Below are 25383 nucleotides of genomic sequence, written 5' to 3'. Positions count from 1 at the left end.
TCCAGTGATGCGCCCCATTCTAGGCATGCCCGGTGCGCCTGATGACCGGAGAAACGTCGGGACAAGTGTGTGACGCAGGCGACAGCCCCCCGCTTTGAGCGAAGATCAGGGGCTGATCGAAACGCTCGCAGGAGTGGGGTGCATGCCTGAATTGCCCGAAGTGGAAGTGACGCGCCGAACGGTGGACGAGGCCATGGCTGGTGCGCGTGTGCTGGCCTTGCAGATGGGCAAGCCGCTGCGTTGGCCCCTGGGATGCGACCCTGCGGTCGTGGGCGGGCAGGTGATCGGTGCGGTGCAGCGCCGGGGCAAGTACCTGTGGATGCCCCTGCAGGCCGATGCGCCGGAGCGCTCTTCGGGTGGGCTGCTCTGGCACCTGGGCATGTCAGGCTCGCTGGGCTGGTGGCCGGGCCAGAGTGCGCCGCCCCGAGGTCCTCACGACCACGTCGACATGCTGACCGACCGCGGCCTGCTGCGCCTGCACGATCCGCGGCGCTTCGGGGCGCTGGTGTGGGGGCAGGGCCTGGACGAAGGGCAGGTGGCGCGGCTGCTGGCGGGCCTGGGGGTGGAGCCCCTGACCGACGCATGGACCACTCGGCACCTGCACCAGGCCTTGAAAGGCCGCCGCGTGGCCATCAAGCAGGCCTTGCTGGCCGGAGACGTGGTGGTGGGCGTGGGGAACATCTACGCCAGCGAGGCCTTGTTTCGCGCGGGCATCGACCCGCGATTGGCCGCTGGCAAGCTGTCAAGACCGCGCTGCGAACGCCTGGTGCACGCCGTGCGCGAGGTGCTGTCCGAGGCGGTGGCGGCCGGGGGCACCACCCTGAGAGATTTTCGCAACGCCTTGGGGCAGCAAGGGCACTTCCAGCAGGCCACTCGGGTCTACGACCGCGCCGGGCTGCCCTGCGGGGGCTGCGGCCAGCCGGTGCGGCGCATCGTGCAGGGGCAGCGTGCCACCTATTTCTGTGCCACCTGTCAGCGTCGGTGAACCGTTGGTCGGTCTGTGGTGCATTCCCCCACTTTCACTCTGGATGTGATGCATCCCCATGAGCTAGCATCCAAGTCATGAAACCGACTTTTGCCACCCACCTTGATGCGCTTGGCCAGTGGCGGCAAGCCACCGACGCGCGCCTGGCCGAACTGGCCCGGTTCGTGCGCGAGCACGACCTGCTGGACGATGGCCTGTCGGAATGGTTCGAAGCCATGCGTTTTCGCCTGTCGGGTGAAAAGCTCATGGTGGCCTTCGTGGCCGAGTTTTCGCGTGGCAAGTCGGAGCTGATCAACGCGATCTTCTTTTCCGACAAGGGCCGCCGCATGATGCCGGCCTCTGCGGGCCGCACCACCATGTGCCCGGTCGAGCTGGGCTATGACGCCGAAGACCCGGTGGGGCTGTCGCTGCTGCCCATCGACACGCGGCTCGAGCCCACTTCGCTGACCGAGTACCGTCGCTCGCCCGGCGCCTGGACCCACATCCCGCTGGCGCTGGACAACCCCGATGGCATGGCCCAGGCCCTGGCCGAGGTCATGCGCACCCGCCATGTCAGCCAGGACGAAGCCGTTGCACTGGGTTTCTGGGACGACGAGCGCCCTGATGACAACCCGCCGTGTGACGCCGAGGGCAAGGTCGAGGTGCCGCTGTGGCGCCATGCCCGCATCAACCTGCCGCACCCGCTGCTCAAGCGCGGCCTGGTGGTGCTGGACACCCCGGGCCTGAACGCCATCGGCACCGAGCCCGAACTGACGCTGGGGTTGCTGCCCCAGGCGCATGCCACGGTGTTCATCCTGGGGGCTGACACGGGCGTGACCCGCTCCGACCTGAGCATCTGGCGCGACCACCTGTGTGGTCCGGCCCTGGCCCGTTTCGTGGCGCTCAACAAGATCGACACGCTGGCCGATCCGCTGAGCACACCGCAGGAGGTGCTGGCCACCATCGAGCGCCAGGCCCAGAGCGTGGCCCAGACGCTCGAGATCCCGCACGAGCACGTGTTCCCGATTTCGGCACGCCAGGGCCTGGCCGCCCGCCTTGCGGGTGACGAGGCAGGCCTGAACGCAAGCCGCTTGCCCGCACTGGAGCAGGCCTTGTCCGAAGGGCTGTTGCCCCGACGGCGTGAGACCCTGGCGGCGGGCGCTGTCGACGGTGCTCGTGCACTGCAGCACCAGCTCACCCGCCGCTTTGGCGAGTTGCGCCGGCTGCACGCCGAGCAGATGTCCGAGCTGCGCAGCCTGCGTGGCAAGAGCGGCGGCAAGGTTCAGCTGATGCTGCAGCGCGTGCAGGGCGAAGCCACCGAGTTCGAGCAGTGCACGGCCCGCCTGGCCGCCATGCGTTCGGTGCATGCCCGCATGCTCAAGGAGGCCCTGAAAGACCTCTCGTCTGACCGCCTGCGCCAGGAGGTCGATGTGCTGCAGCAGGTGCTGGGGGGCTCGTGGCTGCCCCTGGGCGCCAAACGCGCCTTCATCGAACTGTGCGCCCGCCTGCGTGACCTGATCGAGCAGGCCCAGCAGCGCAGCGACGAGATCCAGGCCATGCTGGTGGCCTCGTTTGCCAAGCTCAATGCCGAGTTCGGCTTCAGTCTGGCGGTCGAGCAGGCCATCGATGTGCGCAAGTACCGCGATGACCTCGACCTGATCGAAAAGAACTACGTGCAGTACCTGGGCCTGAGCCAGGCCTTCCGTCTGGCCCAGCCGGGCTTCCAGGAACAGTTCCGCCGCATGCTGATCTCGCGCTTGCGCGTGGTGTTCGAGACCATCAGCAACGACATCGAGATGTGGAACAAGACGGCCTCGGCCCAGGTCGATGGCCAGTTGCGCGAGCGTCGCCGCAATTTCAAGCGCCGCTACGAGTCGCTGGACCGCATCCAGTCGGCGGCCAACGAGCTCGACACCCGCCTGCAGGAAGTGCAAGCCCAGGACGAGCGTGTGCTGCAGTTGCAAACTCGCCTGACCGTGCTGGTGGAGGAACTGGTGGCTGAGGCTTCCCGTGACCCGATGCCCGTGGTCGATGCCACCCCGAAGCGCATGGTGCTCGATGCCGCCGCGCTGATGGGCACCGGCGGTGCTGCCTGATGCCGCCTCGATTGGAAGCTTGAGCGGGTGAGCACGCCGGATCTGCAGGTTCGCCTGATGGCAGCCGCCCAGGGCATGGGCCCGACCCTGTCTGAACGCCTGGTGACCTGGCAGCGCCAGCATGGGCGCCACCACCTGCCCTGGCAGAACACCCGTGACCCTTACCGGGTGTGGCTGTCAGAGATCATGCTGCAGCAGACCCAGGTGAGCACGGTGCTGGGCTACTACGACCGGTTCCTGGCGCTGTGGCCCACCGTGGCCGATCTGGCCGCAGCCAGCCTGGACGAGGTGCTGGCCCAGTGGGCCGGGCTGGGCTACTACAGCCGCGCCCGCAACCTGCACCGTTGTGCGCAGGCCGTGGTGAGCGCGCACGGCGGCACCTTCCCGCGCCAGGCCGAGGTGCTGGCCACCTTGCCGGGCATTGGCCGGTCCACCGCGGCGGCCATCGCGGGCTTTTGCTTCGATGAGCGGGTGACCATCCTCGATGGCAACGTGAAACGCGTGCTGACCCGGGCGCTGAACTGGGAGGGCGACCTGTCGGTGACTCGCCACGAGCGCTGGCTGTGGGACGCCGCCAGCCTGCTGGTGCCCGAGCAGGGTGCCGACATGCCGGCCTACACCCAGGGCCTGATGGACCTGGGGGCCACCGTGTGCACGCCGCGCAAGCCGCAGTGCCTGCTGTGCCCCTGGCAGCCGCAATGCCTGGGGCTGCAGGCCGGGCGTGCCGCCGAGTTGCCGGTCAAGACCCGCAAACTCAAGCGCTCGCGCCGTGAAAGCTGGTGCCTGTGGATCGAGCAGGGCGGACAGACCTGGGTGGCACAACGCCCCGACACAGGCGTGTGGGCGGGCCTGTGGACCTTCCCCATGTGGGCCAGTGAAGGCGCCGCCCTGCGGGTGCAGCAGGCCCTGCAGCCCGAGCGCGTGGACACACAGCCGCCCATCACCCATGTGCTGACCCACCTGGACTGGGTGCTGCACCTCAGCCGCCTCAGCGTGCCGGCCCAAGTGGACGTGCAGGCTGTGCTGCAAGCGTCACAGGCCGCTGACCCGGTGGCTGCCATGGAGCCCGTGGCGGCCGGGCCAAGCCCCCGCAGCGCTGAAGGGATGGCCACGCTGGGCTTTCCCGCCCCGTTTCAGCGCTGGTTGACCGGGCGCTGAGGGGCTGGTGCGGTGGCGGGGGCAGCGACCTGTTGGCGCAGCGCTTGGGCCTGGGCTTCGTAATGGGCCAGTTCGGCCTGGGCCAGTGCCACCTGGCGGCGGGCCTGGTCGGCACGGGTCAGGGCTTCCTGGACGGTGTCGCAAGCCACCACGAGGGGCTGCAGGAACGAGGCGTCGAACGCAGTGTTGAAAGCATGCATGGTGATCTCCTGAAGGCGGGGGTGTCAGCCAGGGCGGCCATGGATGCTTCAGGAACTGCCTGCCAGAAACACACATGCCGCCCGGTGTGGCGGCATGGTGGTCGGGGGTTCAGCTGCTGGGGCTGTTCACACGCGCATGCTCGCCGGTGGGCAGGGCCACCAGCGCCACGAGGCGGTGTGTTGGGAAACGACGTGCAGCGAGTTCATGCCTTCAATGTAAGGGGCTGGCGCCGTGCACGTCAAGTCAGGCCAGCGTGACCACCACCGGGGCGTGGTCCGACGGGCGTTCGTTCTTGCGCGGGGCCTTGTCGATCACGCAGGCGCTGACCGCGGGCTTCAGGGCCTCGCTGACCAGGATGTGGTCGATGCGCAGGCCCTGGTTCTTGCGGAAGGCCAGGTTGCGGTAGTCCCACCAGCTCCACAGCTTGGGGGCCTGTTCGAACAGGCGGAAGGCGTCGTGCAGGCCCAGCCCCAGCAGGCGCTGGAAGTGCTCGCGTTCTTCGACCGTGCAGTGGATCTGGTCTTTCCATCCCACGGGGTCGTACACGTCGGCGTCGGTGGGGGCGATGTTGTAGTCGCCCATCAGCACCAGGCGCGGGTGGCGCGACAGCTCGTCTTTCACCCAGGCATTCAACGCTTCCAGCCAGCCCATCTTGTAGGCGAACTTGTCGCTGCCCGGCGCCTGTCCATTGGGGAAGTAAGCGCCGATCACCCGCACGGGCCCGTGGGTGGCGTGGGGCACGGTGGCCGCGATCACGCGGGCCTGCTCGTCGGCCAACCCGGGGATGTTGCGCACCGGGTCGGTGGCCGGCTCGCGCGTGAGCAGGGCCACGCCGTTGTAGGTTTTCTGGCCGAACCAGTGGGCGTGATAGCCCGCCGCTTCCAGGTCGGCCTGCGGGAACTTGTCGTCGGTCAGCTTGGTTTCCTGCAGCACCAGGGCATCGACCGGGTTGGCGGCCAGCCAGTCGATCAGCTGAGGCAGTCGGACAGACAGGGAGTTGACGTTCCAGGTGGCGAGCTTCATGGGCAGGGTGAGGTGGGGTGAGGCCATCTCGGTTCAGCAGGGCCGCCATGGCGTGACGGCTGACGGGCCCTTCGGAGAGGCGAGCCGTATTGTGCCCGCCTCTGCGCCACCCAGCTTGCGCCGGCTCAGGCTGCGCGTTGAGCCAGTCGCTTGCTGCGAGCGCGGATGTTCAGTGCTTCCACGGCCAGCGAGAAGCCCATGGCGGCGTAGATGTAGCCCTTGGGCATGTGCACTTCGAAGGCTTCGGCCGTCAGGGCCATGCCCACCATGACCAGGAAGGCCAGGGCCAGAACCTTCACCGAGGGGTGAGCATCGACGAACTCGCCGATGGGCTTGGCTGCAAAGAGCATGACACCCACCGAGGTGACGACAGCGGCCACCATCACGCCGATCTGGTCGACCATGCCCACGGCGGTGATGACCGAGTCCAGCGAGAACACGATGTCGATGATGGCGATCTGGCCGATGATGCCCCAGAACATGCGGGCGCCGGCGGCCTTGAGCGTGGCTTCGTCGGTGGCGGGAGGGCCGTCTTCTTCACGGGCTTCGACTTCGACAAAGATTTCGTGCGAGGCCTTGTACAGCAGGAACAGGCCACCGCCCAGCAGCACCAGGTCACGGCCCGAGATGCCTTGCCCGAACAGATGGAACAGGTCTTCCTTCAGGCCCATCACCCAGCTCAGCGAGAACAGCAGGGCCAGGCGAGAGGCCATCGCGAATCCCAGACCCAGGCGGCGGGCCTTGTCGCGCATTTCGGCGGGCAGACGACCCACCAGGATCGAAATGAAAATGATGTTGTCGACGCCCAGGACGATTTCCAGGGCGGTGAGCATCGCAAAAGCGATCCAGATGTTCGGGTCGAGCAGGAATTCCATGGTGTGACGAGTGTGTGTTTGGATAACTTCACAGATCTTCACGCCAGACAGGATAAACAGCCAGCGAATGGTTGTGGATTGATCTTCAGTTTTTTCCTGAATGTCAGGTGCTGGTTTTCCGGCGGTAGGTCACGAAGTCAAAGCCCGGACCACCTTCCGCGGTGCCGGGGTGGGGTTCCCGGCGCACTTCTTCAAAGGCCTCGCGCGGCCAGGCCGGGAAAAAGGTGTCGGCCTCGAATGCGGCATGCACTTCGGTGAGTTCCAGCTCGTCGGCCAGGGGCAGGGCTTCGGCGTACAACTGGCCGCCTCCCATCACGAAGGCCTTGGGCACCGCGGCGGCGTCCCCCAGCAGATCAAGCGCCTCAGGCAGCGAATGCGCCACTTCGGCGCCCGGGGCCTGCCAGCCCGCCTGGCGCGTGACCACGATGTTGCGCCGACCAGGAAGGGGGCGGAAGCGCTCGGGCAGCGAATCCCAGGTGCGACGGCCCATGATGACCGGGCTGCCCAGTGTGGCGGCCCGGAAGTGCTTCTGGTCGCGCGGGTCGTTGAAGAGCAGGTCGTTGTCCTTGCCGATGGCGCCATTGGCGGCCACGGCAGCGATCAGGCTGATAAGCGGGCGGGTCATGCCCGGGATTATCCCAGGGGCTGCTCAGGGAAATTCCAGAGGAGAGACGCACCCGATGCTTGGCCTAATGACGGCATTCATCCAACGCTGTTCATAGGGAGACATCGACATGGCGCAGACCATCGCGGGCACCTCTGGTGCCGACACCTTGCTGGCCCAGGCTGGCGACACCGTGCAAGCCAGTGCGGGCAACGATGTGGTGCAACTTCAAGGCACGGCCGTGACCGTGGAGTGGGGCCCGGGCCAGGGTGACGACCGCGTCACGCGCGCCCCTGGCACAGGCACGTTCGACGTTCGACTGGCAGCGGGGGTGAAGCCCTCTGACCTGGTGCTGATCTACCGTTCGGGGGCCTATACCAGCGACAGCCTGGTGCTGGCCATGGCCGATGGCAGTGGTGCCATTGAGCTGGGCCGCTTTGAAGGCCTGTCGTCATTCTCTGATCCTGCTGATGCTGCGCGCACCGGTTTGCGCCAATTGGTGTTTGCCGATGGCACTGTGATCCAGGCGTCGGCGTTGCAGGCTTCTTTGGCGGGGCAGATGCAGGTGTTGAGCCTGCCCGTGGCCACCGCCGGCGCACAACCCACCGCTGGTGACGATGTGCTGACGGGCACCGAGGTGGCTGGCGGCCGAGGCAACGACACCATCCAGGCCACCACGGTGGTCTACAACGCGGGTGACGGTTTCGACGAGGCCTATGACCAACTGGTGTTTTACGGCCGCGACCCCGGCGCCTGGGGCTATGGCGGCACCTTGACGGTCAAACTGGGCGTGGGCCTCGACCCGTCGAATGTGCAGCTGGGCTGGCAGGATGGCGAAAAGAAGCGTCAGGTGCTGTCGTTCACCGACCAGCCGGGCAGCCTGACGGTGGGCGGGCTCAACCGTGTGGAATTCGCCAACGGTGAGGTGTGGGATGCCACCGACATCGCCAACGCTCGCCTGACGGGCCGTGCGCCGGTGTCGGTCAACCTGGACCATCGCACCCAAGCCGTCGGGGAGACCGTCATTGGCAGCTCACGCGCCGACACGGTGTGGGGCGGCAGTGGCAATGACCTCATCCGCGGGCAGGAGGGCGCCGACTTCATCTCGGGCGGGGCGGGCAACGACAGCCTGTATGCCTACGAAGACGTGAGCGCCTATGGCTACAGCGCTTTGTCTTACGACTCGTTGGCCGACACCTTGCGAGGTGGCGCGGGCAATGACCTGGTGATGGGGTCTGGGCGCGACACCATCCTGTTCAATGTGGGCGACGGCAACGACACCGTGCGCATGTTCGACGGCGATGCCGTGGTGTTGGGTGCGGGGCTGAACGCTGCTGACCTGGTCATTCAGCGGGTGGACACCACGCCCTTGAGCACCAACACCGACACCCGGGTCGGCTTCAAAGGCCGGTCGGAGTCGGTGGTGATTCAGATGGCCAGTGCGGGGATCGGCGCCCTGAAGTTCGCCGATGGCACGGTGCTGTCCACGGCTGACGTGTGGAAGCGCGCGGCCGCGTTGAATCTCACGGGCACATCGGGTCGGGAGGCGCTGGTCGGCGACATCGGGGACGACACCCTGAGCGGCCTGAGCGGCAATGACACCCTCAACGGCGGTGCCGGCAACGACAGTTTGTTGGGCGGTAAAGGCGCCGACCTGTACGAGTTCAATGCCGGCTTCGGCAAGGACGTGATCGTGGAAAACGACAGCACCTTGCTGGTCAGTGACACGGCACGTTTCAATGCCAGTGCGTCCAACCAGTTGTGGTTCAAGCGCGTGGGCACTGACCTGCAGGTCAGCGTGCTGGGCTCGCAGGACCAGGTCACGGTGAAGGACTGGTACAAGGGCAGCGCCTACCGCGTGGAGACCTTCAGGGCCATGGACGGCAAGAGCCTGAGCGCCAGCAAGGTCGACGCCCTGGTGTCGGCCATGGCCAGCTTCACGCCACCTGCAGGTGCGACCAGCCTGCCGGCCGATGCGCCCAAGACGCTGGTGAACCTGGTGGCCAGCAGCTGGCGCTGAGACTGACGCTGAACCGGCAGCCAGTGCCCGTGGTCAGACGGCCACGGGCGCCTTGATGGGCGCGTGGTGCTGGTACTCCAGCACTTCGAAGTCTTCGTATTCGTAACCGAAGATCGAATCGGGCTTGCGCTTGATGTTCAGCACCGGGTAGGGGTGGGGCGTGCGGCTGAGCTGCAGCTCGACCTGCTCGGTGTGGTTGCTGTAGATGTGGCAGTCGCCGCCGGTCCAGATGAAGTCGCCCACGTCCATGTCGCACTGCTGGGCCACCATGTGGGTGAGCAGGGCGTAGCTGGCGATGTTGAAGGGCACGCCCAGGAAGATGTCGGCGCTGCGCTGGTACAGCTGGCAGCTGAGCTTGGGGCGCTGGCCCTCGGCCTGCGGTGGGGCCACGTAGAACTGGAAGAAGGCGTGGCAGGGCGGCAGGGCCATCTGCTCGATCTCGCCCACGTTCCAGGCGCTGACGATGATGCGGCGCGAATCGGGGCTGGTCTTCAGCTGCTTGATCACTTCGCTGATCTGGTCGATGTGGCCGCCGCCAGGCTTGGGCCAGTTGCGCCATTGCACGCCATACACCGGGCCCAGCGATCCGTCTTCACGCGCCCACTCGTCCCAGATGGTGACGCCGCGCTCTTGTAGCCACTTCACGTTGTTGTCGCCACGAAGGAACCACAGCAGCTCCACGATGATCGATTTCAGATGCACCTTCTTGGTGGTCACCAGGGGGAAGCCTTCGCTCAGGTCGAAGCGCATCTGGTGGCCGAACACGCTGCGGGTGCCGGTGCCGGTGCGGTCGGTCTTGAGCACACCTTGGGTGTGCACATGGCGCATGAAGTCTTCGTACTGGCTGCGGACAGGGCGGCTCATGGTGGCGACTGGGTGACGACTGGCTGGACAACGAAAAAGGCCCCGGCGGGTGTGCCGAGGCCTTGCATTGTCTCACTGCCGCGCGCTGGCGACCGGTGAGGGATTTCAGCCGTTCTGGCCCGGCTCGCGCAGGAAGATTTCCACGCGGCGGTTCTTGGCCTGGCCCTCGGTGGTGGCATTGCTGGCGATGGGTTCACGCGAGCCGCGGCCCTGGGTTTCGATGCGGCTGGCCGGCACGCTGCGGTCGGTCAGGAAATCCTTGACGCTTTCAGCGCGTTGCAGCGACAGCGGGTTGTTGATGGCGTCGCTGCCGGTGCTGTCGGTGTGGCCCACGATGCGCACCACCATGCCCGTGCTGTTCTTGCGCAGACCGTCGGCGAAGGTGTCGAGCACGCTGCGCAGTTCGGGCTTGATGGCGGCGCTGTTCTTGTCGAACGAGATGTCGGCCGGAATCTCCAGCTTGAGCTGGTTGTCGGCGGTGCGGGTTACTTCGACGGGCGTGCCCTGAGTGGCCTGCTCCATGGCCTTTTTCTGGGCTTCCATGCGCTGCGACCACACGTTGCCGATCACGGCACCGGCAATGCCACCGATGGCCGCGCCTGCGCCGGCGTTGTTGCCGGTGGCCTTGCCCAGCACGGCACCTGCCACGGCACCGATGGCCGCGCCCGTGGCCGTGCGGCGTTGGGTGTCGTCCATGTTGGCGCAGCCGGTGGCCAGCACGGTGGCGGCCAGGGCGGTGATGAGGGTCAGGCGGGCGGGCAGACGGGTCAGTGCGGTGTGGGTCATGGGGGCTGTGAAAGTGAAAGCTGGGTGTTCAACGCATTGCCGGTGGCCGGCGTTGACCGGGTCAGGCGGCGTCGCTTTGCTCGAAGCGGTCGAACTGCATGGCCGCCAGGCGCGCATACAGTCCATTTCGCCCCATCAGTTCGTGGTGAGTTCCCGTGTCAACGATCTGGCCACCTTCCAATACCACGATGCGGTCGGCATTGACCACGGTGCTCAGGCGGTGGGCAATGACCAGCGTGGTGCGCCCCTTCATGGCCGCCTCGAGGGCAGCCTGCACGGCGCGTTCGCTTTCGGTGTCGAGTGCGCTGGTGGCTTCGTCCAGCAGCAGCAGCGGGGCGTTCTTCAAAATCGCCCGGGCGATGCTGATGCGCTGACGTTGCCCCCCTGACAGGCGCACGCCGCGTTCGCCCAGGAAGGTGTCGTAGCCTTCGGGCAGATTCTGGATGAAATCGTGCGCATGCGCTGCGCGTGCGGCAGCGAACACTTCGTCGTCGGTGGCGTCGGGACGCCCATATCGGATGTTTTCCAGGGCGGAGCTGGAGAACACAGTGCTGTCTTGTGCCACCACGCTGATGCGGCCGCGCAGGGCGTCCAGGCTCAGTTGCTGGATGGGCACACCATCGACCACGATGCGGCCTTGCTGGGGGTCGTAAAAGCGTTGCAGCAGCTGGAACACCGTGGTCTTGCCAGCGCCGCTGGGGCCCACCAGGGCGACGGTCTGGCCAGGCTCGATGGCCAGGTCGAAGCGCTGCAGGGCAGGCTGGCCTGGGCGCGATGGGTAATGAAATCCCACCTGATCAAAACGCACGGCGGTGCCCTGGCTGACAGGTGGCAAGGCCATGGGCTGCGATGGTGATGCGATGTTCGCAGGCGTGTTGAGCAGTTCGACCAGGCGCTCGGTGGCGCCAGCGGCACGCAGCAGCTCGCCGTAGATTTCGGACAGCGCGGCGGTCGAGCTGATCAGCAGGATCACGTACACCACAGTCTGGCCCATGTGGCCCGCACTGATGCGGCCCTCGACCACGGCCTGGCTCCCCTGGTAGAGAACCCACAGCAAAGCGCTGGCGATGCCGCTGATCAGGAAGGCCACCAGGGCGGCACGCGTGCGTGCGCGTCGTACGCTGGTGCTGAACGCCAGCTCGGTGGCATCGGCAAAGCGCAGGGCTTCACGCGCTTCGGCGGTGTAGCTTTGCACCTCGTGGACGGCATTGAGCACTTCGCCCGCAATGGCCGACGAGTCGGCCACGCGGTCCTGGCTGGCCCGAGACAGCTTGCGCACCCGGCGCCCGGCCAGCACGGCCGGTACCACGACCAGGCCGATCACGCCCAGCACCCAGGCCATCACCGTGGGGTTGGTGATCACCAGCATGGTCAGCGCGCCCACGCCCATGATCACGTTGCGCAGGCCCATCGACAGGCTGGAGCCCACCACGCTCTGGATCAGGGTGGTGTCGGCCGTCAGGCGTGACAGCACCTCGCCAGTGCGGGTGGTTTCGAAAAACTGGGGGCTCTGGCGCAGAACGTGCGCATACACCGCGTCTTTGAGGTCGGCCGAGATGCGCTCGCCCAGCCAGGTGACGCAGTAGTAGCGCAGGGCCGAGAACACGCCCAGGGCCACGCCCACTGCGGCCAGCGCCAGGAAGTGTTCGCGCATGGCCGCAATGCGCTCGCCGGGGTCGGTGGGCAAAAAGCCCTGGTCGATCAGCTGGCGCAGGGCCTGTGGCAGCACCAGGGTGGTGACAGCGGCCATCACCAGGAAGATGCCGGCCAGCGCAATGCGGCCCTTGTAGGGCTGCAGGAACGGGGTCAGGGCCTTGAGGGCGCCCGGTGCCACGGCGGGCCTTGAGGCTTCCTGGGGGGCGGGGGCCACCGGGGCGGAATGCGATGCAGACGAACTCATGCCACCATTATCGTGCCTTGACAATGGTTGCCCAGGCAATCAAGATGAACCCATGCTCCCCGACGATCCTTCCTCGGGTGCGCCCGATGGCGCTCCCGCTTGCTTTTACTCGGCGCAGTCCTATTCCAGTGACAACTCCATGGGCTTCCTGATGAAGCGCCTGATGCTCGCCATGACGGGTGAGGTGGACCGGCGCCTGGCCGAACAGGGCCTGACCCACGCGCAGTGGACCCCGTTGTTCATGTTGTTCAAGGGCCGGGCATCCACATTGGCAGAACTGGCCCGCGAGCTGCAGCTTGACCCGGGCGCGCTGACCCGCACGCTCGACCGCCTGGAAGCCAAGGGGCTGTGCCGCCGGGTGCGCAGCACGGCCGATCGACGGGTGTCGTTGCTGGAGCTGACCGATGCCGGTCGGCAGGCCGCCGAGCAGGTGCCGGTGGTGCTGTCGCAGGTGCAGAACGCTTACCTGAGCGGCTTCACCGAGGACGAGTGGCTGCAGATGCTGGGCATGCTGCGTCGTTTGCTGGCCAATGCCGAACGATTCAAGGCTTCGGGTGGTTCTGGGGGCCCTGACGCGGTGACAGTTTGAGCCGACGCGCCGGCCTCAACAGCGCAGTGCCTGCCGCAGACCGGCGAGCATGTCGGCCGGGCTGAGGGTGTCACAGGGCAGGGCGGTGCGCCAGGGCATGCTGCGCAGCCACGTGATCTGCCGCTTGGCCAGCTGTCGCGTGGCCGCCGCGCCGCGTTCGGCCACTTCGGCCTGCACGGCGGGCTGGCTCAGGTCCAGGCCAGCATCGAGCGCTTCCCACACCTGCCGGTAGCCCACACAGCGCATGGAGGGCAGCTCCAGGTGCAGGTCGCCGCGTGCACGCAGGCGCTGCACCTCGTCGACCAGGCCCTGCTGCATCATCAGCTGGTAGCGCAGGCCGATGCGGTCGTGCAGCCAGCGGCGGTTGTCGGGCTCCAGCGAGACCATCACTGTGCCCTCGGGCGCCTGGGCCTGTTGAGAGGGCAAGGGGCCCTGGTGGATGCGCTGGAAGCTGGACAGGGGTTGGCCCGTGCTCAGGAACACCTCCAGCGCGCGCTGGATGCGTTGCGCATCATGGGGGGCCAGGCGCTGGCCCAGCACGGGGTCGACGCGGCACAGTTCGGCGTGCAGCACAGGCCAGCCTTCGCGTGCGGCGCGTTCGTCGATCTGTGCGCGCACCTCGGGGTTGGAGGCCGGGATGTCGTCCAGCCCGTCGATCAGGGCCTTGACGTACAGCATGGTGCCACCCACCAGCAGTGGCGTGCGGCCACGCGCCCGGATCTCGCCCATCAGCCGCCGGGTGTCGGCCACAAAGCGCGCGGCGCTGTAGCTCTCGAGCGGGTCGAGGATGTCGATCAGGTGGTGGGGCACCGCGGCTTGCTCGTCGGGCGTGGGCTTGGCCGTGCCGATGTCCATGCCGCGGTAGATCAGGGCCGAGTCGACGCTGATGATCTCCAGGGGCAGGTGTTCGGCCAGGGCCAGGGCCAGTGCGGTTTTGCCCGAGGCGGTGGGCCCTGCGAGGATCAGGGTGCGGGTGTCCGGGCTCATGCCGTGCCCTCCGGCTCGGTGATGCCCGAGTCGATCTGCGTGGTGACCACCGGGTGGCCATGGCGCTGCACGCGGGTGCGTCCCACATGGGCCGTGAGCAGGGCGCCCAGGCCCACCCCCAGGGTCATGGGGTAGAGGGTGCCGGCCCAGCCGGGTTGCTGGCTCCAGGCGGCCAGCAGGGCGCCGATGACAAAGGCCAGCACGCTCATCACCAGGCCCGACAGGGCCGAAGCCGCACCCGCCTGTTGCGGGAACGATGCCACCACGCCCGCCTGGCTGCAGGGCTGGTGCACGCCGTGGGCGATGGCATAGCACCACAGCCCGGGCATGAGCACCCATGCAGGGGGCACCCAGTCCAGCACCCCGCACACGGCCGACAGACCGATCAGCCAGACGGCCGCCGCCATCGACAGCACGGTGCCCAGGCGCACGGTGTCGGGCAGGCCCATGGTGCGCAGCCGGGCGCGGCACAGCACGGTGCCCAGCAGATAGCCCAGCGACATGCTGGCCATGATGCCGCCGTAAACGGGCTTGCTCACACCCAGCACCTGGATGAACACGAAGGACGATGCCGCGAGGAACACGTACAGCCCGCCATAGGTGGATGAGGTCAGGGCCGTGTAGGCGCGGAACATGGGCTGGGCGGTGATCTCGTGCCATTGCGACAGGCGCTGCCCCAGCGACATGCCGCGCTGGCGACGGTGCACGGGCAAGGTTTCGCGCAGGGCCAGCGCGATGAACACCAGCCCGGCGAAAGCGAACAGCCCCACCTCGGCCAGGGTGGCCCGCCAGCCCAGGTGCTGCGCCGTGAGGCCCCCCACGATGGGCCCGACCAGCGCGATCACGCCCAGGCCACTGAGGCCCTTGGACAGCACCCGCGCGCCGGCTTCGGGCTCGTACAGGTCACGGATCATGGCGCGGGCGCACACCACCGAAGCGGCCAGGCCCACCCCTTGCACGGTGCGCAGGGCCACCATCTGCCCCAGGTTCTGGGCCAGCACCGTGCCGGCCGAGGCCAGCACGAACAGGCTCAGGCCGGCCAGCAGCACAGGGCGCCGGCCAATGCGGTCGGAGACCGGGCCCCACACCATCTGGGAGACCCCGAAAGCCAGCACGATGGACGACAACGTCCATTGCGCATCGGCCTGCGTGATCTGCAGGGCCTGCTGCATCTGCGGCAGGGCGGGGAGGTAGAGGTCGGTCGCCACCGGCTGCAAGCCGAGCAGGAACGACAGCGCCAGGATGATGACGACCGGGTTCATGAAGGGGGCCAGCGGCCTCAGAACTGTTCGTCAGGGCGCAGGAAGCGCCATTGGCCCATGGGCAGCTTGCCCAGCACCACACGGCCCATGCGCACCCGCTTGAGGCCCACCACCTTCAGGCCCACCTGCTCGCACATGCGGCGGATCTGGCGCTTCTTGCCTTCGCGCAGCACGAAGCGCAGCTGGTGTTCGTTCTGCCACGACACTTTGGCAGGCTTGAGCGGCTTGCCATCGAGGCTCAGACCGTATTGAAGCTGCTCCAGCACTTCAGGCGGGGTGGCTTCCATCACGTTCTCGGCCTCGGGGGCACCTTGCCACACCACGCGCACCAGGTATTCCTTTTCCACCAGGGCGTCTTCGCCGATCAGCTGTCGGGCGATGCGGCCGTCTTGCGTCAGCACCAGCAGGCCTGTGGAGTCGATGTCCAGACGGCCTGCAGGGGCCAGCTTGTGCAGGTGACCGCGTTGCAGCTTCCAGGGCATCGGATCTTCGGCCCAATGGTTGTCGGGGTGGATCAGCACCACGGCGGGCTCGTGCCCGTCTTCGGCCTGGCCGCTGACATAGCCGATGGGCTTGTGCAGCAGGATGGTGACCTGGCGCGATTGCTCGGCGCGGGCTTGCGCGTCGATGTCGATGCGCTGGTCAGGGAAGATGCGGGTGCCCAGCTCGGTGACCACCTGGCCATCGACACGCACCCATCCGTTGACGATCCAGTCGTCGGCCTCACGGCGCGAGGCCAGACCCTTCTCGCTCATGACCTTGGACAGGCGCACACGGCCGTCTTCAGGGGCCTGGCGCACGGTGGGCACCGCAGTGCGGGGCGTGTCATCGCGCAGGGTGCGGTCCAGGCGCTCAGGGCGGTCGTTGCGGCTGTGGCGCTCATCCCGGTCGTCGCGTCGCGCACGGTCGCCTTCCTGACGCAGGGGGCGGTCGGAACGGTAGCCCCGGTCACCGTCGTCGCGGCGCTCCCAGGGCTTGGGATTCACGCGCTCGCGGGGTTTGTGGGGCGCGTCACCGCGGTCGGCCTGGCGGGTGTCACGCGGGCCCTGGCCACGGCCATCAGGGCGCGGGCCACGGCGGTCATCGCTGTGTCGCTCGTCACGTCGTCCATCGCGGGGTGCACCTCGCTGGCCTTCGCGTGGCCCATCGCGGTAGCCCTCACGCTGCTCGCTGCGAGGGCCGCGTTCCTCCCAGTGGCCACGTTCGTCGCGGCGCGGGGGGCGATCTCCGCGATCACCACGGTCTCCGCGGCCCTCACCGCGCTCCTGCCAGGCCTCTTGCCTGGCCTTGCGCTCGGCGCGTTCAGCCTGCACCTCGCTGAGCACGCGGGTGCGCGGGGCGGTGCCAGGGCGGACCGGACGACGGCGCGGGCCGTCGGTGCTGGGGGTGCTGCTGGTGGGCAGCTTGATCTTCTTGCGTTCGGTCATGTCCGGGCAGGCAAAGCGGTGGGGCGAGCGCTCAGCGCCCGCGCAGGAACAGGTTGTCCAGCTCACCGAGGGTGAGCTGGCGCCAGGTGGGGCGCCCGTGGTTGCACTGGTCGGCCCTCTCCGTGGCCTCCATGTCGCGCAACAGGGCGTTCATTTCGGTCAGCGTCAGGCGGCGGTTGGCGCGCACGGCGCCGTGGCAGGCCATCGTGGCCAGCAGTTCGTGCTGGGCGCGCTGCACCACGGTGGTGGCATCGAAACCGGCCAGCTCGCCCAGCACCGAGCGGGCCAGCTCGACCAGGTCGGCCTGGGCCAGGGCCATGGGGCGCGAACGCACGGCCAGGGTCTTGGGCCCCAGGGGGCTGACCTCCAGGCCCAGTGTTTCCAGGGCGGTGGCATGCGTTTCTGCGGCGGCCACTTCCTGGGGCGTGGCCGCGAAGGTGACCGGGATCAGCAGGGGTTGGCTGGGCAGCTTTTCCTGGGCGATCTGGGTTTTGAGGCGCTCGTACACGATGCGTTCGTGCGCCGCATGCATGTCCACAATGACCAGGCCCTTGGCGTTCTCGGCCAGGATGTAGATGCCTTGCAGCTGTGCGATGGCACGGCCCAGGGGCCAGTCTTCCGGGGCCGCTTCGGCCCAGGTGGGATCTTGGCCTGCATCTGTTTCAGGCAAGGCCTGGCTGGCCGGTGCGGCGCTTGCCGCCACCGGGTTCCAGCCATTACCCTGTGCGCGGGCGAGGGCCGGGGTGGCTTCCTGGGCCGTGGCCACGGCAGCGCCGAATCCGTTTTCATCGTCGGCCCGCGCACGGATGGCGGGCGCGGATGGCGCGGCTTGCGCACTGTCCGTGGGCCAGCCGGCCCAGCGCTGGGCCATCAGGGGCTCGACGCCCGGGGCGGTGCCCCAGGGCAGGCGGTCTTGCTCGCGGGTGGGCACCGGGCGGGGTGCTGTGTGGCTCACACCCGCGGGCATGCCTTGCTGGCCGGCGGCGTAGGCCGGGGTCGGGCCTGGGTGCGTGCTGGGTGTGCCGGGTGCGTGCGGGGCGCCCTGCAGCTCGGCGGGCCCTGTGCCCACATCGGGCTGACCGGCCCGCGACACGGCCAGTGCGGCATCGACCGCCTTGCGCGCGGCCTGGTGCACCTCGCGCCCGTCGCGAAAGCGCACCTCGATCTTGGTGGGGTGCACGTTCACGTCGACCAGCTCGGGTGCGATCTCCACGAACAGCGCGTACACCGGCTGGCGGTTGCCGTGCAGCACGTCTTCGTAGGCCGAGCGCACGCCATGGGCCAGCAGCTTGTCGCGCACGTAGCGGCCATTCACGTAGCAGTACTGGTGGTCGGCGCGCGAGCGGGCGGCATCCGGGGTGCCAGCGCGGCCACTGACCCGCACCGGGCCTACTTGCAACTGCACGGCCACGCTGTCGCGGATGAAGTCGTCACCCAGCACGTCGCGCAGGCGTTGCTCCAGCGGTGCGGCGCGCCATTGCTCGATCAGCTTGCCTTCGTGCCACACGGTGAAGCCCACGTCGGGGCGGGCCAGCGCATGGCGCTTGACGGCCTCCAGGCAGTGGGCCAGTTCGGTGGCCTCGCTCTTGAGGAACTTGCGCCGGGCCGGGGTGTTGAAAAACAGCTCGCGCACTTCGATGCTGGTGCCCTGGCTGCGGGCGGCCGGGCTGAGTTCGCCCGAGCGGGCATCGAGGCGGTGGGCGTGGGCGGCATCGGGCGTGCGGCTGCTGATGGCCATTTCAGCCACCGACGACACCGCGGCCAGGGCCTCACCGCGAAAGCCCATGGTCAGCACGTGTTCGAGGTCGTCGAGCGATCGGATCTTGCTGGTGGCGTGCCGTTTGAGGGCCAGGGGCAGCTCGTCGACCGGGATGCCGCAGCCATCGTCTTCGATCAGGATCTGGCGGATGCCGCCGGCCAGCAGCTTCACCGTGACCTGGGTGGCGCCGGCATCGAGTGCGTTGTCCACCAGCTCACGCACCACCGAGGCCGGGCGCTCCACCACTTCACCGGCTGCGATCTGGCTGATCAGTTCGTCGGGCAGTTCGCGGATGGTGCGGCGTTCGGCGGGGGCTTGGCTCATCCACGCATTTTACGTGGCACGCCTGCCTGAGGGGGCTGAAAGGGGCTGATGGGGGCCACAGCCGCTCGATAATGGCCTCATGGACGTCATTCTCTTCCTCATCGATTTCATCCTGCACGTCGACAAGCACCTCAAGGAGTTTGTCGAGGCCTACGGCACGCTGGTGTACGCCTTGCTGTTCCTGATCGTGTTCGTCGAGACCGGGCTGGTGGTGATGCCCTTCTTGCCAGGCGATTCGCTGTTGTTCATGGTGGGCACGCTGGCCGCCACGGGCTCGCTGAGCTTGCCGCTGGCCATTGCCCTGCTGCTGGTGGCCGCCATCGCGGGAGATCAGCTGAACTACAGCATCGGCCGGTACTTCGGGCCCAAGGTGTTTCAGTGGGAGGACTCGCGCTTCTTCAATCGCAAGGCGTTCAATGCGGCCCACGCGTTTTACGAAAAGCATGGCGGCGTCACCATCATCATTGCGCGCTTCATGCCTTTCATCCGCACCTTTGCGCCCTTCGTGGCCGGTGTGGCCGAAATGGACCGTGCCAAGTTCACCGCTTACAACGTGATCGGTGCCGTCATCTGGGTGGTGGGGCTCTGCACAGCCGGCTACCTGTTCGGCAACATTCCCTTCGTGCAGCAGCACCTGAGCAAGATCATCCTGGCCATGATCATCGTGCCGGGCCTGATTGCGCTGTACGGTGGTTGGAAGGCACGCCAGGCTGCAGCCTGAGCGCAACCTTCGGTTGCTGGCTCACACCGACCGGTTGCGGGCCAGTGGCGGGTTCTTGGCGAAGTAACGGCTGATGCCCGTCATCAGGGCGTCGGCCAGCTCGGCCTGGTAGGACTCGTCCTTGAGCTTGGCCTCTTCCTCGGGGTTCGAGATGAAGCCGGTTTCCACCAGAATGGACGGGATGTCCGGGGCTTTGAGCACCGCAAAACCGGCCTGTTCCACCTGAGGTTTGTGCAGGCGCCCGACCTTGCCCAGGTGGCCCAGCACCACCTTGCCGAGTTTCAGGCTGTCCTTGATCTGGGCCGTGGTCGACATGTCGAGCATGGCGCGCATGACCTGCGAATCCTTGCCCTTGATGTTGACGCCACCGACCAGGTCAGAGGCGTTTTCCTTGTTGGCCATCCAGCGCGCCGTGGCGCTGGTGGCGCCCCCTTCTGACAGCGCGAACACCGAAGCCCCTTTGGCCTGGGGGTTCAGGAAGGCATCGGCATGGATGGAGATGAACAGGTCGGCGCCCACGCGACGGGCCTTGCGCACGCGCTCATGCAGCGGCACGAAGTAGTCGGCGTCCCGGGTGAGCATGGCGCGCATGCCCGGGATCTTGTTGATGCGGTCGCGCATCTTCCAGGCGATCGACAGCACCACATCCTTTTCGTACAGGCCGGTGGGCCCGATGGCACCGGGGTCTTCGCCGCCGTGTCCTGGGTCGATGGCCACGATCACCAGGCGGCGCGCACCGGTGCGGCGTTCGGCTTCGTTGGCGTCGGCTTCGCGTTGCGCGGCCATCTGGGTGTCGTGTCGGCCATCAGGCAGGCGGGCGTCAGGCCGACCGCCCTTGGCCATGGGCGAAGGGCCTCCCGCATGGGGGGCTGGTGCGGCGACGTTGGCGTTGGCGGTGGCGGTTGCCGGTCGTTCTGTGCTGCCTTTGCGATGCAGGTCCCCGATGAACTCGTCGAGGGCGTCGTTCATGGCGTCGGCCGCGCTGGCCGATTGGCGTTCAGTGAGCGTGCTGGTTGTGGCCGTGGTCGGGGTTGCCGGAGCGGGCGGGCTGCTCGCGCTGCTGCCTGAGACGCTCGGCGAATCTGTGGCCGGCGCTGCGGTGGCAGATGCAGTGCCCATGGGGGTGCCAGGCATGCTGGGCAAGACTGGCGCGGGCTTGACCGACACACCGGGGTTGCCTGACAGCCCCGGTGTGGGAGACTGGGCGGCTGCCAGCGACTGGGCCGGATCGGCTTCCTGGGTGGGGTACAGATCGAACACCAGGCGGTGCTGGTACGCCGCCACAGGTTCGAGCGAGAACACTTGCGGGCGGCTGGCCTGCTTGAGATCGACCACCAGGCGCACCACCTTGGGCGAGAACTGGCCCGCACGCACACCCGCGATGTACGGGTCATCGGCGCGCACCTTGCGCACCAGGTCTTTCAGGGCGCTGTTCAGCTCCAGTCCTTCGATGTCGATCACCAGCCGTGCGGGCTGCCCCATCAGGAAATGTCGCGCCTTCAGGGCCGTGTCCGATTCGAGGGTGACCCGTGTGTAGTCCTTGGCAGGCCAGACGCGCACGGCCAGCAGCTGTGCGCCCCAGGCCAGTTGTGCCGGCCCCAGGGTGAAGAGCAGGGCGCCCAGGCCTTGCTGCAAAGCGTCACGCCGGCGCATCATGGCGCCACCTCGGCAGAGGCGTGGGCAGGCGCCTGCATCGGACCCCAGCCAGCGTCATGCAGGCGGGTCAGGCAGTCTCGTCCTTGTGCAGTGCCCGCCCGTGCGCTGACATGGCGTTCGTGCTCTCCCTGGGGTGCAAGGTGCAGGGCCAGGTCGGCCGGAGGCAGCAGCCCCGCGGCATGGTCTGGCCATTCCACCAGCTTCAACCCGGGGCTGGCGAACAGGTCGCGGAAACCGGCGTCTTCCCATTCCTGCGGGTCATTGAACCGATAAAAGTCGAAGTGCCACATGCTGAGCCCTTCGGCCTCATGCGGTTCGACCACGGCATAACTGGGGCTCTTGATGCGCCCTTGAACGCCCAGCGCGCGCAACAAATGCCGCGTGAAGGTGGTTTTGCCGGCACCCAGGGTGCCCCGCAGTTCGATCACGATGCTGTCGCCTGCCGCGAGCGCAGGGCGAAGCAGCCCGGCCAGCTGGCGGGCAAAACGTTCGCATTCGGCTTCATTGGGCCAGGAGATCCACACGGTGCTGTCCTCCACAGCGGGGCGCGCGTCGGGACCCGTTTGGGGCGCTCTTGCTACAGTCGTCACATGCATGCTGCGCCTGACCCCTTCTTGCCGTCCGACCCTCAAGCCCCTTTCGAAGGTGCCAAGAGCTTGCTGGCCGACGGTCACGAGGTGCTGGCGCTGTTGCGGCAATGGGCCGCGGAGCTGGGATTTTCTCAGATTGGCGTAGCCGATGTGGATTTGTCAAGTGCTGAGGCGGGTTTACTCGATTGGTTGTCAGGTGGTTTCCACGGTGAGATGCATTACATGGCCAGCCATGGCCTCAAGCGTGCTCGACCGGCCGAGCTGGTGCCCGGCACGGTGCGCGTGATCACGGCGCGCATGGATTACCTGCCCGCCAGCCTGCCGGACGGTTGGCAGGCCGTGGAGTGGGCGCGCCTGGCGCAGCCCGAGGCCGCCACCGTGTCGCTTTACGCTCGCGGCCGCGACTATCACAAGGTGCTGCGCGCACGCCTGCAGAAACTGGCCGACCGCCTCGCCTTGCACCTGGGGCCCTTCGGCCACCGCGTGTTCACCGATTCGGCCCCTGTGCTGGAGGTGGAGCTGGCCAGCCGGAGTGGCCTGGGTTGGCGCGGCAAGCACACCCTGCTGCTGTCGCGCGAAGCGGGCTCGACCTTTTTCCTGGGCGAGATCTTTGTCGACCTGGCCTTGCCGCTGACCGAGCCCGAAACTGCGCACTGCGGCTCTTGCACGGCGTGCCAGGTGGCCTGCCCCACCCAGGCCATCGTGGGTGATCGGCTCGTCGATGCGCGCCGCTGCATTTCCTACCTCACCATCGAGCACCCCGGTGAGATTCCGGAAGGGCTCCGGCCCTTGATGGGCAATCGCATCTACGGTTGCGACGATTGTCAGCTGGCCTGTCCATGGAACAAGTTCGCCCAGCGGGCCGTGGTGCCTGATTTCGATGTGCGCCCTGCGCTGGCGGCACCCGACCTGCTGGCCTTGTGGGCCTGGGACGAGCCGACCTTCCTGCGCTTGACCGAAGGCAGCCCCATTCGGCGCATCGGCCATGCGCGCTGGCGGCGCAACCTGGCTGTGGCCATGGGCAATGCCCTGCACGCACGGGGCGAACAGGCCGTGCCCCTTGTGGTCGAATCGGCACTCCGGGCTGCCTTGACCGCCTGGCTGACTCAGGCGGGCGATTCGCCGGACGATGTCATGGTGCGCGCCCATGTGCGGTGGGCGTTGGGGCCTGCGCCTGCAGTGTTGCAAGACACAGCCCCTGCATCGCCTTGAAAAAGTGGGGCCCCATCTGGGGGGCTGGGTATGTCTTGTCTGTGATCTGGTTCGTCAGATGTGCAGAATGGCGTCTGTCATTCATGCACTTGTTCGAACATGTCGGTTGTCGCGCTGTCATCCCTCCGGCCCCGGGGCCAGGCCCTTGCGGCGGCCCTGTGCCTGATCGGTGTGCTGGGCCTGGGTCGGCCGGCGCACGCACAGGCCCTGCCCGAGGTCTTTCCCAAGCCGCAGGCCAGCACGTCTGACGCATACAGCGACGCGTTTTACGCCAAGCCCAGCCGTCAGGCCCTGGAGGCGCTGGCCCCAGGCACGGTGCTGCGCGTGCGTGAGATCGACCCCAAGGCGCACTTCGTGTTCTCGATGAACGCGCGCGCCTGGCAGCTCATGTTCCGCTCCAACGACAGCAAGGGCCAGCCGGTGGCCAGCATCACCACGGTGCTCGTGCCGCCCAATGCCCCCTCGCAAGACCGGGTGCTGGTGTCTTACCAGGTGGCTTATGACGCACTCACCCTGCGCTGCGCACCCTCGCAGTCGCTGGTGCGGGGCCGTTCTCTGGAACAGCTTCAGATCGATTCGGCCTTGCGTCAAGGCTGGGTGCTGTCCATTCCCGACTATGAAGGCCTGGATTCCCACTGGGGCGCCGCCCGCAACTCCGGGCAGGGAGTGCTCGATGCAGTGCGCGCCGCACAGGCGTTCGCGCCCCTGGGCCTTCCGGGTGCGAACACCCGCGTGGGTCTGATCGGATACTCGGGCGGGGGTCTGGCCACTGCCTGGGCGGCCCAGTTGGCGCCAGACTACGCCCCTGAACTGAAACTGGTGGGCGCCAGTGCAGGGGGTGTGCCGGTGGACCTGGCCAATGTCGCCAGAAAGGTGGACGGCGGCTTTTTCTCGGGCCTCTACCTGACCATGGTGGTGGCCTTGACGCGGGCCTACCCGGAGATCCCGGTCGACCATTACATCAACGAGCGTGGGCGCGCCATGATCGACAAGGCCAACGACGCCTGCGTCGGGCAGTTCCTGACCGGTGCGCGCGAAACCTTGCTGGCGTTTCCTTTTGAACGCATGAGCGATTACGTGACGGTGCCTGACCTGCTGTCAGAGCCACCCGTTCGCAAGGTGGTCGAGGCCAACCGGCTCGGCGCCACGGCCCCCAAGGTGCCGCTGCATGTGTACCAGGCGCGCTACGACCAGGTCATGCCCCGCGATGATGTGGAGCAGTGGGTGAGCAAGGTGTGCAAGGCGGGCACGCCGGTGCAGTACCGCAACTTCATCTCGGCGCACATTTCGGGCATGGCCGTGGGTTATCCGGCCGCCCGTGATTTCCTGGCCGATCGTTTTGCGGGCAAGCCGGCACCCAGCACCTGCTCGCCCGACACGCGCCTGGTCAGGAATTGACCAGCACCAGCTTGCCGCGCACCTGACGCGATCCCATCAGCGTGAAGGCTTCCTTCAGCTGGGGCATGGGCAGCTGGTGCTCGATCACGGGCTTGATCTTGCCTTCCATGTACCAGGCGGCCAGCTGCATCAGGCAGGCCGCATTGTTCTGAGGCTCGCGCTTGGCGAACTCGCCCCAGAACACACCCATGACCGAAGCACCTTTGAGCAGGGCCAGGTTCAGCGGCAGGCTCGGGATGGCGCCGTTGGCAAAGCCGATCACCAGGTGGCGCCCGCGCCAGGCGATCGAGCGGAAGGCCTGCTCGGTCAGGTCGCCGCCCACCGGGTCATAGACCACGTCCGGGCCCTTGCCTTCGGTGAGTGCTTTCAGTTCGTCGCGCAGGTTTTGCACGGTGTAGTTGATGGTGGCATCGGCACCCAGTTCGCGGCACAGCGCACACTTCTCGTCGGTGGAGGCCGCCGCGATCACCTTGGCGCCTGCGGCCTTGGCGATCTGGATGGCCGCGGTGCCCACGCCCCCGGCAGCGCCCAGCACCAGCACCGTTTCACCGGCTTTCAAGGCGGCTCGGTCCAGCAGGGCGTGGTAGGTGGTGCCATAGGTGCACAGGAAGGCGGCGGCATCGGCAAAGCTGAACACCGGGGGCAGGGGCATCAGCACGGCGGCCGGGGCCACGGTGTGGCTGCCGAAACCGCCGGTGCCGGCGAAGCCCGCCACGTGGCTGCCCACGGCCAGGTGCTTGACCCCTTCGCCCACGGCTTCGACCACGCCGGCGAACTCGGCGCCCGGCACGAAGGGCAGGGGCGGACGCATCTGGTACTTGCCCTGCACGATCAGCAGGTCGGGGAAGTTGAGGCTGGCGGCGCGGATGGCCACCCGCACTTCACCCTTGCCAGGTTCAGGCGTCGGGGCTTCTTTCCAGACCAGGGCCTCGGGGCCATCCAGGGTTTCGCAGAACCAGGCGTGCAT

At 67.4% G+C, this 25383-nt stretch carries 22 protein-coding genes; 8 read left to right on the top strand and 14 right to left on the bottom strand.

What is annotated here, in order from left to right:
• Positions 1 to 142 precede the first annotated feature (142 nt).
• The 3 genes from mutM to mutY all read left to right on the top strand — a co-directional run bounded on the left by mutM (position 143) and on the right by mutY (position 4218).
• Positions 143 to 985 carry a bifunctional DNA-formamidopyrimidine glycosylase/DNA-(apurinic or apyrimidinic site) lyase gene (gene mutM, locus EYS42_RS01380; protein ID WP_130966073.1) on the top strand — a complete coding sequence of 281 codons (843 nt, stop codon included), beginning with the start codon at positions 143 to 145 and terminating at the stop codon, positions 983 to 985.
• Positions 986 to 1062: 77 nt separating this feature from the next.
• Entirely contained in the window at positions 1063 to 3060 is a 1998-nt protein-coding gene (locus EYS42_RS01375; protein ID WP_130966072.1) for a dynamin family protein, read from the top strand.
• 75 nt (positions 3061 to 3135) lie between these two features.
• Positions 3136 to 4218: an A/G-specific adenine glycosylase gene (gene mutY / locus EYS42_RS01370; RefSeq protein ID WP_130966501.1), complete on the top strand. Its 1083-nt coding sequence runs from the start codon at positions 3136 to 3138 to the stop codon at positions 4216 to 4218.
• Here mutY and EYS42_RS01365 read toward each other — a convergent pair.
• The 4 genes from EYS42_RS01365 to EYS42_RS01350 all read right to left on the bottom strand — a co-directional run bounded on the left by EYS42_RS01365 (position 4194) and on the right by EYS42_RS01350 (position 6942).
• Positions 4194 to 4418, bottom strand: coding sequence for a hypothetical protein (locus EYS42_RS01365; RefSeq protein ID WP_130966071.1), 225 nt, complete (start codon positions 4416 to 4418; stop codon positions 4194 to 4196). The two genes, mutY and EYS42_RS01365, sit on opposite strands and share 25 nt — an antisense overlap.
• Before the next feature lie 244 nt (positions 4419 to 4662).
• Positions 4663 to 5442 (bottom strand): exodeoxyribonuclease III, encoded by a 780-nt coding sequence (gene xth, locus EYS42_RS01360; RefSeq protein ID WP_130966070.1) that lies wholly within the window; start codon positions 5440 to 5442, stop codon positions 4663 to 4665.
• A gap of 125 nt (positions 5443 to 5567) precedes the next feature.
• Complete coding sequence (locus EYS42_RS01355; protein WP_130966069.1) at positions 5568 to 6317, bottom strand: TerC family protein; 750 nt, start codon at positions 6315 to 6317, stop codon at positions 5568 to 5570.
• A gap of 103 nt (positions 6318 to 6420) precedes the next feature.
• The gene (locus EYS42_RS01350) at positions 6421 to 6942 is read right to left on the bottom strand and encodes a dihydrofolate reductase (protein WP_130966068.1); all 522 of its coding nucleotides are present in this window, start codon (positions 6940 to 6942) and stop codon (positions 6421 to 6423) included.
• A gap of 109 nt (positions 6943 to 7051) precedes the next feature.
• Between EYS42_RS01350 and EYS42_RS01345 the strand changes: the two genes are divergently transcribed.
• Positions 7052 to 8941, top strand: a complete 1890-nt coding sequence (locus EYS42_RS01345) for a calcium-binding protein (RefSeq protein WP_130966067.1) — start codon at positions 7052 to 7054, stop codon at positions 8939 to 8941.
• Between the two features lie 33 nt (positions 8942 to 8974).
• Here the strand turns inward: EYS42_RS01345 and EYS42_RS01340 are convergent, their stop codons facing one another.
• The 3 genes from EYS42_RS01340 to EYS42_RS01330 form a co-directional block, all read right to left on the bottom strand.
• Complete coding sequence (locus tag EYS42_RS01340; RefSeq protein ID WP_130966066.1) at positions 8975 to 9805, bottom strand: thymidylate synthase; 831 nt, start codon at positions 9803 to 9805, stop codon at positions 8975 to 8977.
• Positions 9806 to 9910: 105 nt separating this feature from the next.
• Positions 9911 to 10591: a YiaD family glycine zipper/OmpA-like lipoprotein gene (locus tag EYS42_RS01335; RefSeq protein ID WP_130966065.1), complete on the bottom strand. Its 681-nt coding sequence runs from the start codon at positions 10589 to 10591 to the stop codon at positions 9911 to 9913.
• Between the two features lie 61 nt (positions 10592 to 10652).
• Entirely contained in the window at positions 10653 to 12491 is a 1839-nt protein-coding gene (locus tag EYS42_RS01330; RefSeq protein ID WP_130966064.1) for an ABC transporter transmembrane domain-containing protein, read from the bottom strand.
• Positions 12492 to 12543: 52 nt separating this feature from the next.
• Here EYS42_RS01330 and EYS42_RS01325 point away from each other — a divergent pair, with 52 nt between their 5' ends.
• On the top strand, positions 12544 to 13080 hold the full coding sequence (locus EYS42_RS01325; protein ID WP_207301083.1) for a MarR family winged helix-turn-helix transcriptional regulator: 537 nt from the start codon (positions 12544 to 12546) through the stop codon (positions 13078 to 13080).
• 15 nt (positions 13081 to 13095) lie between these two features.
• On the opposite strand, the gene miaA is transcribed toward EYS42_RS01325, so the two are convergent.
• From miaA to mutL, 4 genes are read right to left on the bottom strand one after another with little or no spacing between them, the layout of a single operon-like run.
• Positions 13096 to 14067, bottom strand: a complete 972-nt coding sequence (miaA, locus tag EYS42_RS01320; protein ID WP_130966062.1) for a tRNA (adenosine(37)-N6)-dimethylallyltransferase MiaA — start codon at positions 14065 to 14067, stop codon at positions 13096 to 13098.
• Complete coding sequence (locus tag EYS42_RS01315) at positions 14064 to 15329, bottom strand: multidrug effflux MFS transporter (RefSeq protein WP_130966061.1); 1266 nt, start codon at positions 15327 to 15329, stop codon at positions 14064 to 14066. Before EYS42_RS01315 ends, miaA begins: the two co-directional genes overlap by 4 nt.
• A 17-nt stretch (positions 15330 to 15346) precedes the next feature.
• The gene (locus EYS42_RS01310) at positions 15347 to 16756 is read right to left on the bottom strand and encodes a pseudouridine synthase (protein ID WP_130966060.1); all 1410 of its coding nucleotides are present in this window, start codon (positions 16754 to 16756) and stop codon (positions 15347 to 15349) included.
• A 31-nt stretch (positions 16757 to 16787) separates the two neighbouring features.
• Positions 16788 to 18839 carry a DNA mismatch repair endonuclease MutL gene (mutL, locus tag EYS42_RS01305; protein ID WP_130966059.1) on the bottom strand — a complete coding sequence of 684 codons (2052 nt, stop codon included), beginning with the start codon at positions 18837 to 18839 and terminating at the stop codon, positions 16788 to 16790.
• A 79-nt stretch (positions 18840 to 18918) separates the two neighbouring features.
• Here mutL and EYS42_RS01300 point away from each other — a divergent pair, with 79 nt between their 5' ends.
• Positions 18919 to 19560, top strand: coding sequence for a DedA family protein (locus EYS42_RS01300; RefSeq protein ID WP_130966058.1), 642 nt, complete (start codon positions 18919 to 18921; stop codon positions 19558 to 19560).
• 21 nt (positions 19561 to 19581) lie between these two features.
• Here EYS42_RS01300 and EYS42_RS01295 read toward each other — a convergent pair whose 3' ends face one another.
• Both EYS42_RS01295 and tsaE read right to left on the bottom strand, forming a co-directional pair.
• The gene (locus tag EYS42_RS01295; protein ID WP_130966057.1) at positions 19582 to 21216 is read right to left on the bottom strand and encodes an N-acetylmuramoyl-L-alanine amidase; all 1635 of its coding nucleotides are present in this window, start codon (positions 21214 to 21216) and stop codon (positions 19582 to 19584) included.
• Positions 21213 to 21806: a tRNA (adenosine(37)-N6)-threonylcarbamoyltransferase complex ATPase subunit type 1 TsaE gene (gene tsaE, locus EYS42_RS01290; protein ID WP_425358859.1), complete on the bottom strand. Its 594-nt coding sequence runs from the start codon at positions 21804 to 21806 to the stop codon at positions 21213 to 21215. Before tsaE ends, EYS42_RS01295 begins: the two co-directional genes overlap by 4 nt.
• A gap of 99 nt (positions 21807 to 21905) precedes the next feature.
• Here tsaE and queG point away from each other — a divergent pair, with 99 nt between their 5' ends.
• Positions 21906 to 23018 carry a tRNA epoxyqueuosine(34) reductase QueG gene (gene queG / locus EYS42_RS01285; protein ID WP_245503489.1) on the top strand — a complete coding sequence of 371 codons (1113 nt, stop codon included), beginning with the start codon at positions 21906 to 21908 and terminating at the stop codon, positions 23016 to 23018.
• Between the two features lie 99 nt (positions 23019 to 23117).
• Positions 23118 to 24416: a lipase family protein gene (locus tag EYS42_RS01280; protein ID WP_130966054.1), complete on the top strand. Its 1299-nt coding sequence runs from the start codon at positions 23118 to 23120 to the stop codon at positions 24414 to 24416.
• On the opposite strand, the gene EYS42_RS01275 is transcribed toward EYS42_RS01280, so the two are convergent.
• On the bottom strand, positions 24406 to 25383 hold the full coding sequence (locus tag EYS42_RS01275) for an NADPH:quinone oxidoreductase family protein (RefSeq protein WP_130966053.1): 978 nt from the start codon (positions 25381 to 25383) through the stop codon (positions 24406 to 24408). The two genes, EYS42_RS01280 and EYS42_RS01275, sit on opposite strands and share 11 nt — an antisense overlap.

The organism is Aquabacterium lacunae, assembly GCF_004310865.1.
In the GTDB taxonomy this organism is placed as follows: Bacteria; Pseudomonadota; Gammaproteobacteria; order Burkholderiales; family Burkholderiaceae_C; genus Aquabacterium; species Aquabacterium lacunae.
The sequence above is the reverse complement of the archived record's forward strand: the minus strand, read 5'-3'. Positions and strand labels throughout refer to the sequence as shown.

Bases quoted from the DNA above. Each gene is read 5' to 3' on its own strand.
- mutM (WP_130966073.1), top strand. From the start codon at position 143: ATGCCTGAATTGCCCGAAGTGGAAGTGACGCGCCGAACGGTGGACGAG.
- EYS42_RS01375 (WP_130966072.1), top strand. From the start codon at position 1,063: ATGAAACCGACTTTTGCCACCCACCTTGATGCGCTTGGCCAGTGGCGG.
- mutY (WP_130966501.1), top strand. From the start codon at position 3,136: ATGGGCCCGACCCTGTCTGAACGCCTGGTGACCTGGCAGCGCCAGCAT.
- EYS42_RS01365 (WP_130966071.1), bottom strand. From the start codon at position 4,418: ATGCATGCTTTCAACACTGCGTTCGACGCCTCGTTCCTGCAGCCCCTC.
- xth (WP_130966070.1), bottom strand. From the start codon at position 5,442: ATGAAGCTCGCCACCTGGAACGTCAACTCCCTGTCTGTCCGACTGCCT.
- EYS42_RS01355 (WP_130966069.1), bottom strand. From the start codon at position 6,317: ATGGAATTCCTGCTCGACCCGAACATCTGGATCGCTTTTGCGATGCTC.
- EYS42_RS01350 (WP_130966068.1), bottom strand. From the start codon at position 6,942: ATGACCCGCCCGCTTATCAGCCTGATCGCTGCCGTGGCCGCCAATGGC.
- EYS42_RS01345 (WP_130966067.1), top strand. From the start codon at position 7,052: ATGGCGCAGACCATCGCGGGCACCTCTGGTGCCGACACCTTGCTGGCC.
- EYS42_RS01340 (WP_130966066.1), bottom strand. From the start codon at position 9,805: ATGAGCCGCCCTGTCCGCAGCCAGTACGAAGACTTCATGCGCCATGTG.
- EYS42_RS01335 (WP_130966065.1), bottom strand. From the start codon at position 10,591: ATGACCCACACCGCACTGACCCGTCTGCCCGCCCGCCTGACCCTCATC.
- EYS42_RS01330 (WP_130966064.1), bottom strand. From the start codon at position 12,491: ATGAGTTCGTCTGCATCGCATTCCGCCCCGGTGGCCCCCGCCCCCCAG.
- EYS42_RS01325 (WP_207301083.1), top strand. From the start codon at position 12,544: ATGCTCCCCGACGATCCTTCCTCGGGTGCGCCCGATGGCGCTCCCGCT.
- miaA (WP_130966062.1), bottom strand. From the start codon at position 14,067: ATGAGCCCGGACACCCGCACCCTGATCCTCGCAGGGCCCACCGCCTCG.
- EYS42_RS01315 (WP_130966061.1), bottom strand. From the start codon at position 15,329: ATGAACCCGGTCGTCATCATCCTGGCGCTGTCGTTCCTGCTCGGCTTG.
- EYS42_RS01310 (WP_130966060.1), bottom strand. From the start codon at position 16,756: ATGACCGAACGCAAGAAGATCAAGCTGCCCACCAGCAGCACCCCCAGC.
- mutL (WP_130966059.1), bottom strand. From the start codon at position 18,839: ATGAGCCAAGCCCCCGCCGAACGCCGCACCATCCGCGAACTGCCCGAC.
- EYS42_RS01300 (WP_130966058.1), top strand. From the start codon at position 18,919: ATGGACGTCATTCTCTTCCTCATCGATTTCATCCTGCACGTCGACAAG.
- EYS42_RS01295 (WP_130966057.1), bottom strand. From the start codon at position 21,216: ATGATGCGCCGGCGTGACGCTTTGCAGCAAGGCCTGGGCGCCCTGCTC.
- EYS42_RS01280 (WP_130966054.1), top strand. From the start codon at position 23,118: ATGTCGGTTGTCGCGCTGTCATCCCTCCGGCCCCGGGGCCAGGCCCTT.
- EYS42_RS01275 (WP_130966053.1), bottom strand. From the start codon at position 25,383: ATGCACGCCTGGTTCTGCGAAACCCTGGATGGCCCCGAGGCCCTGGTC.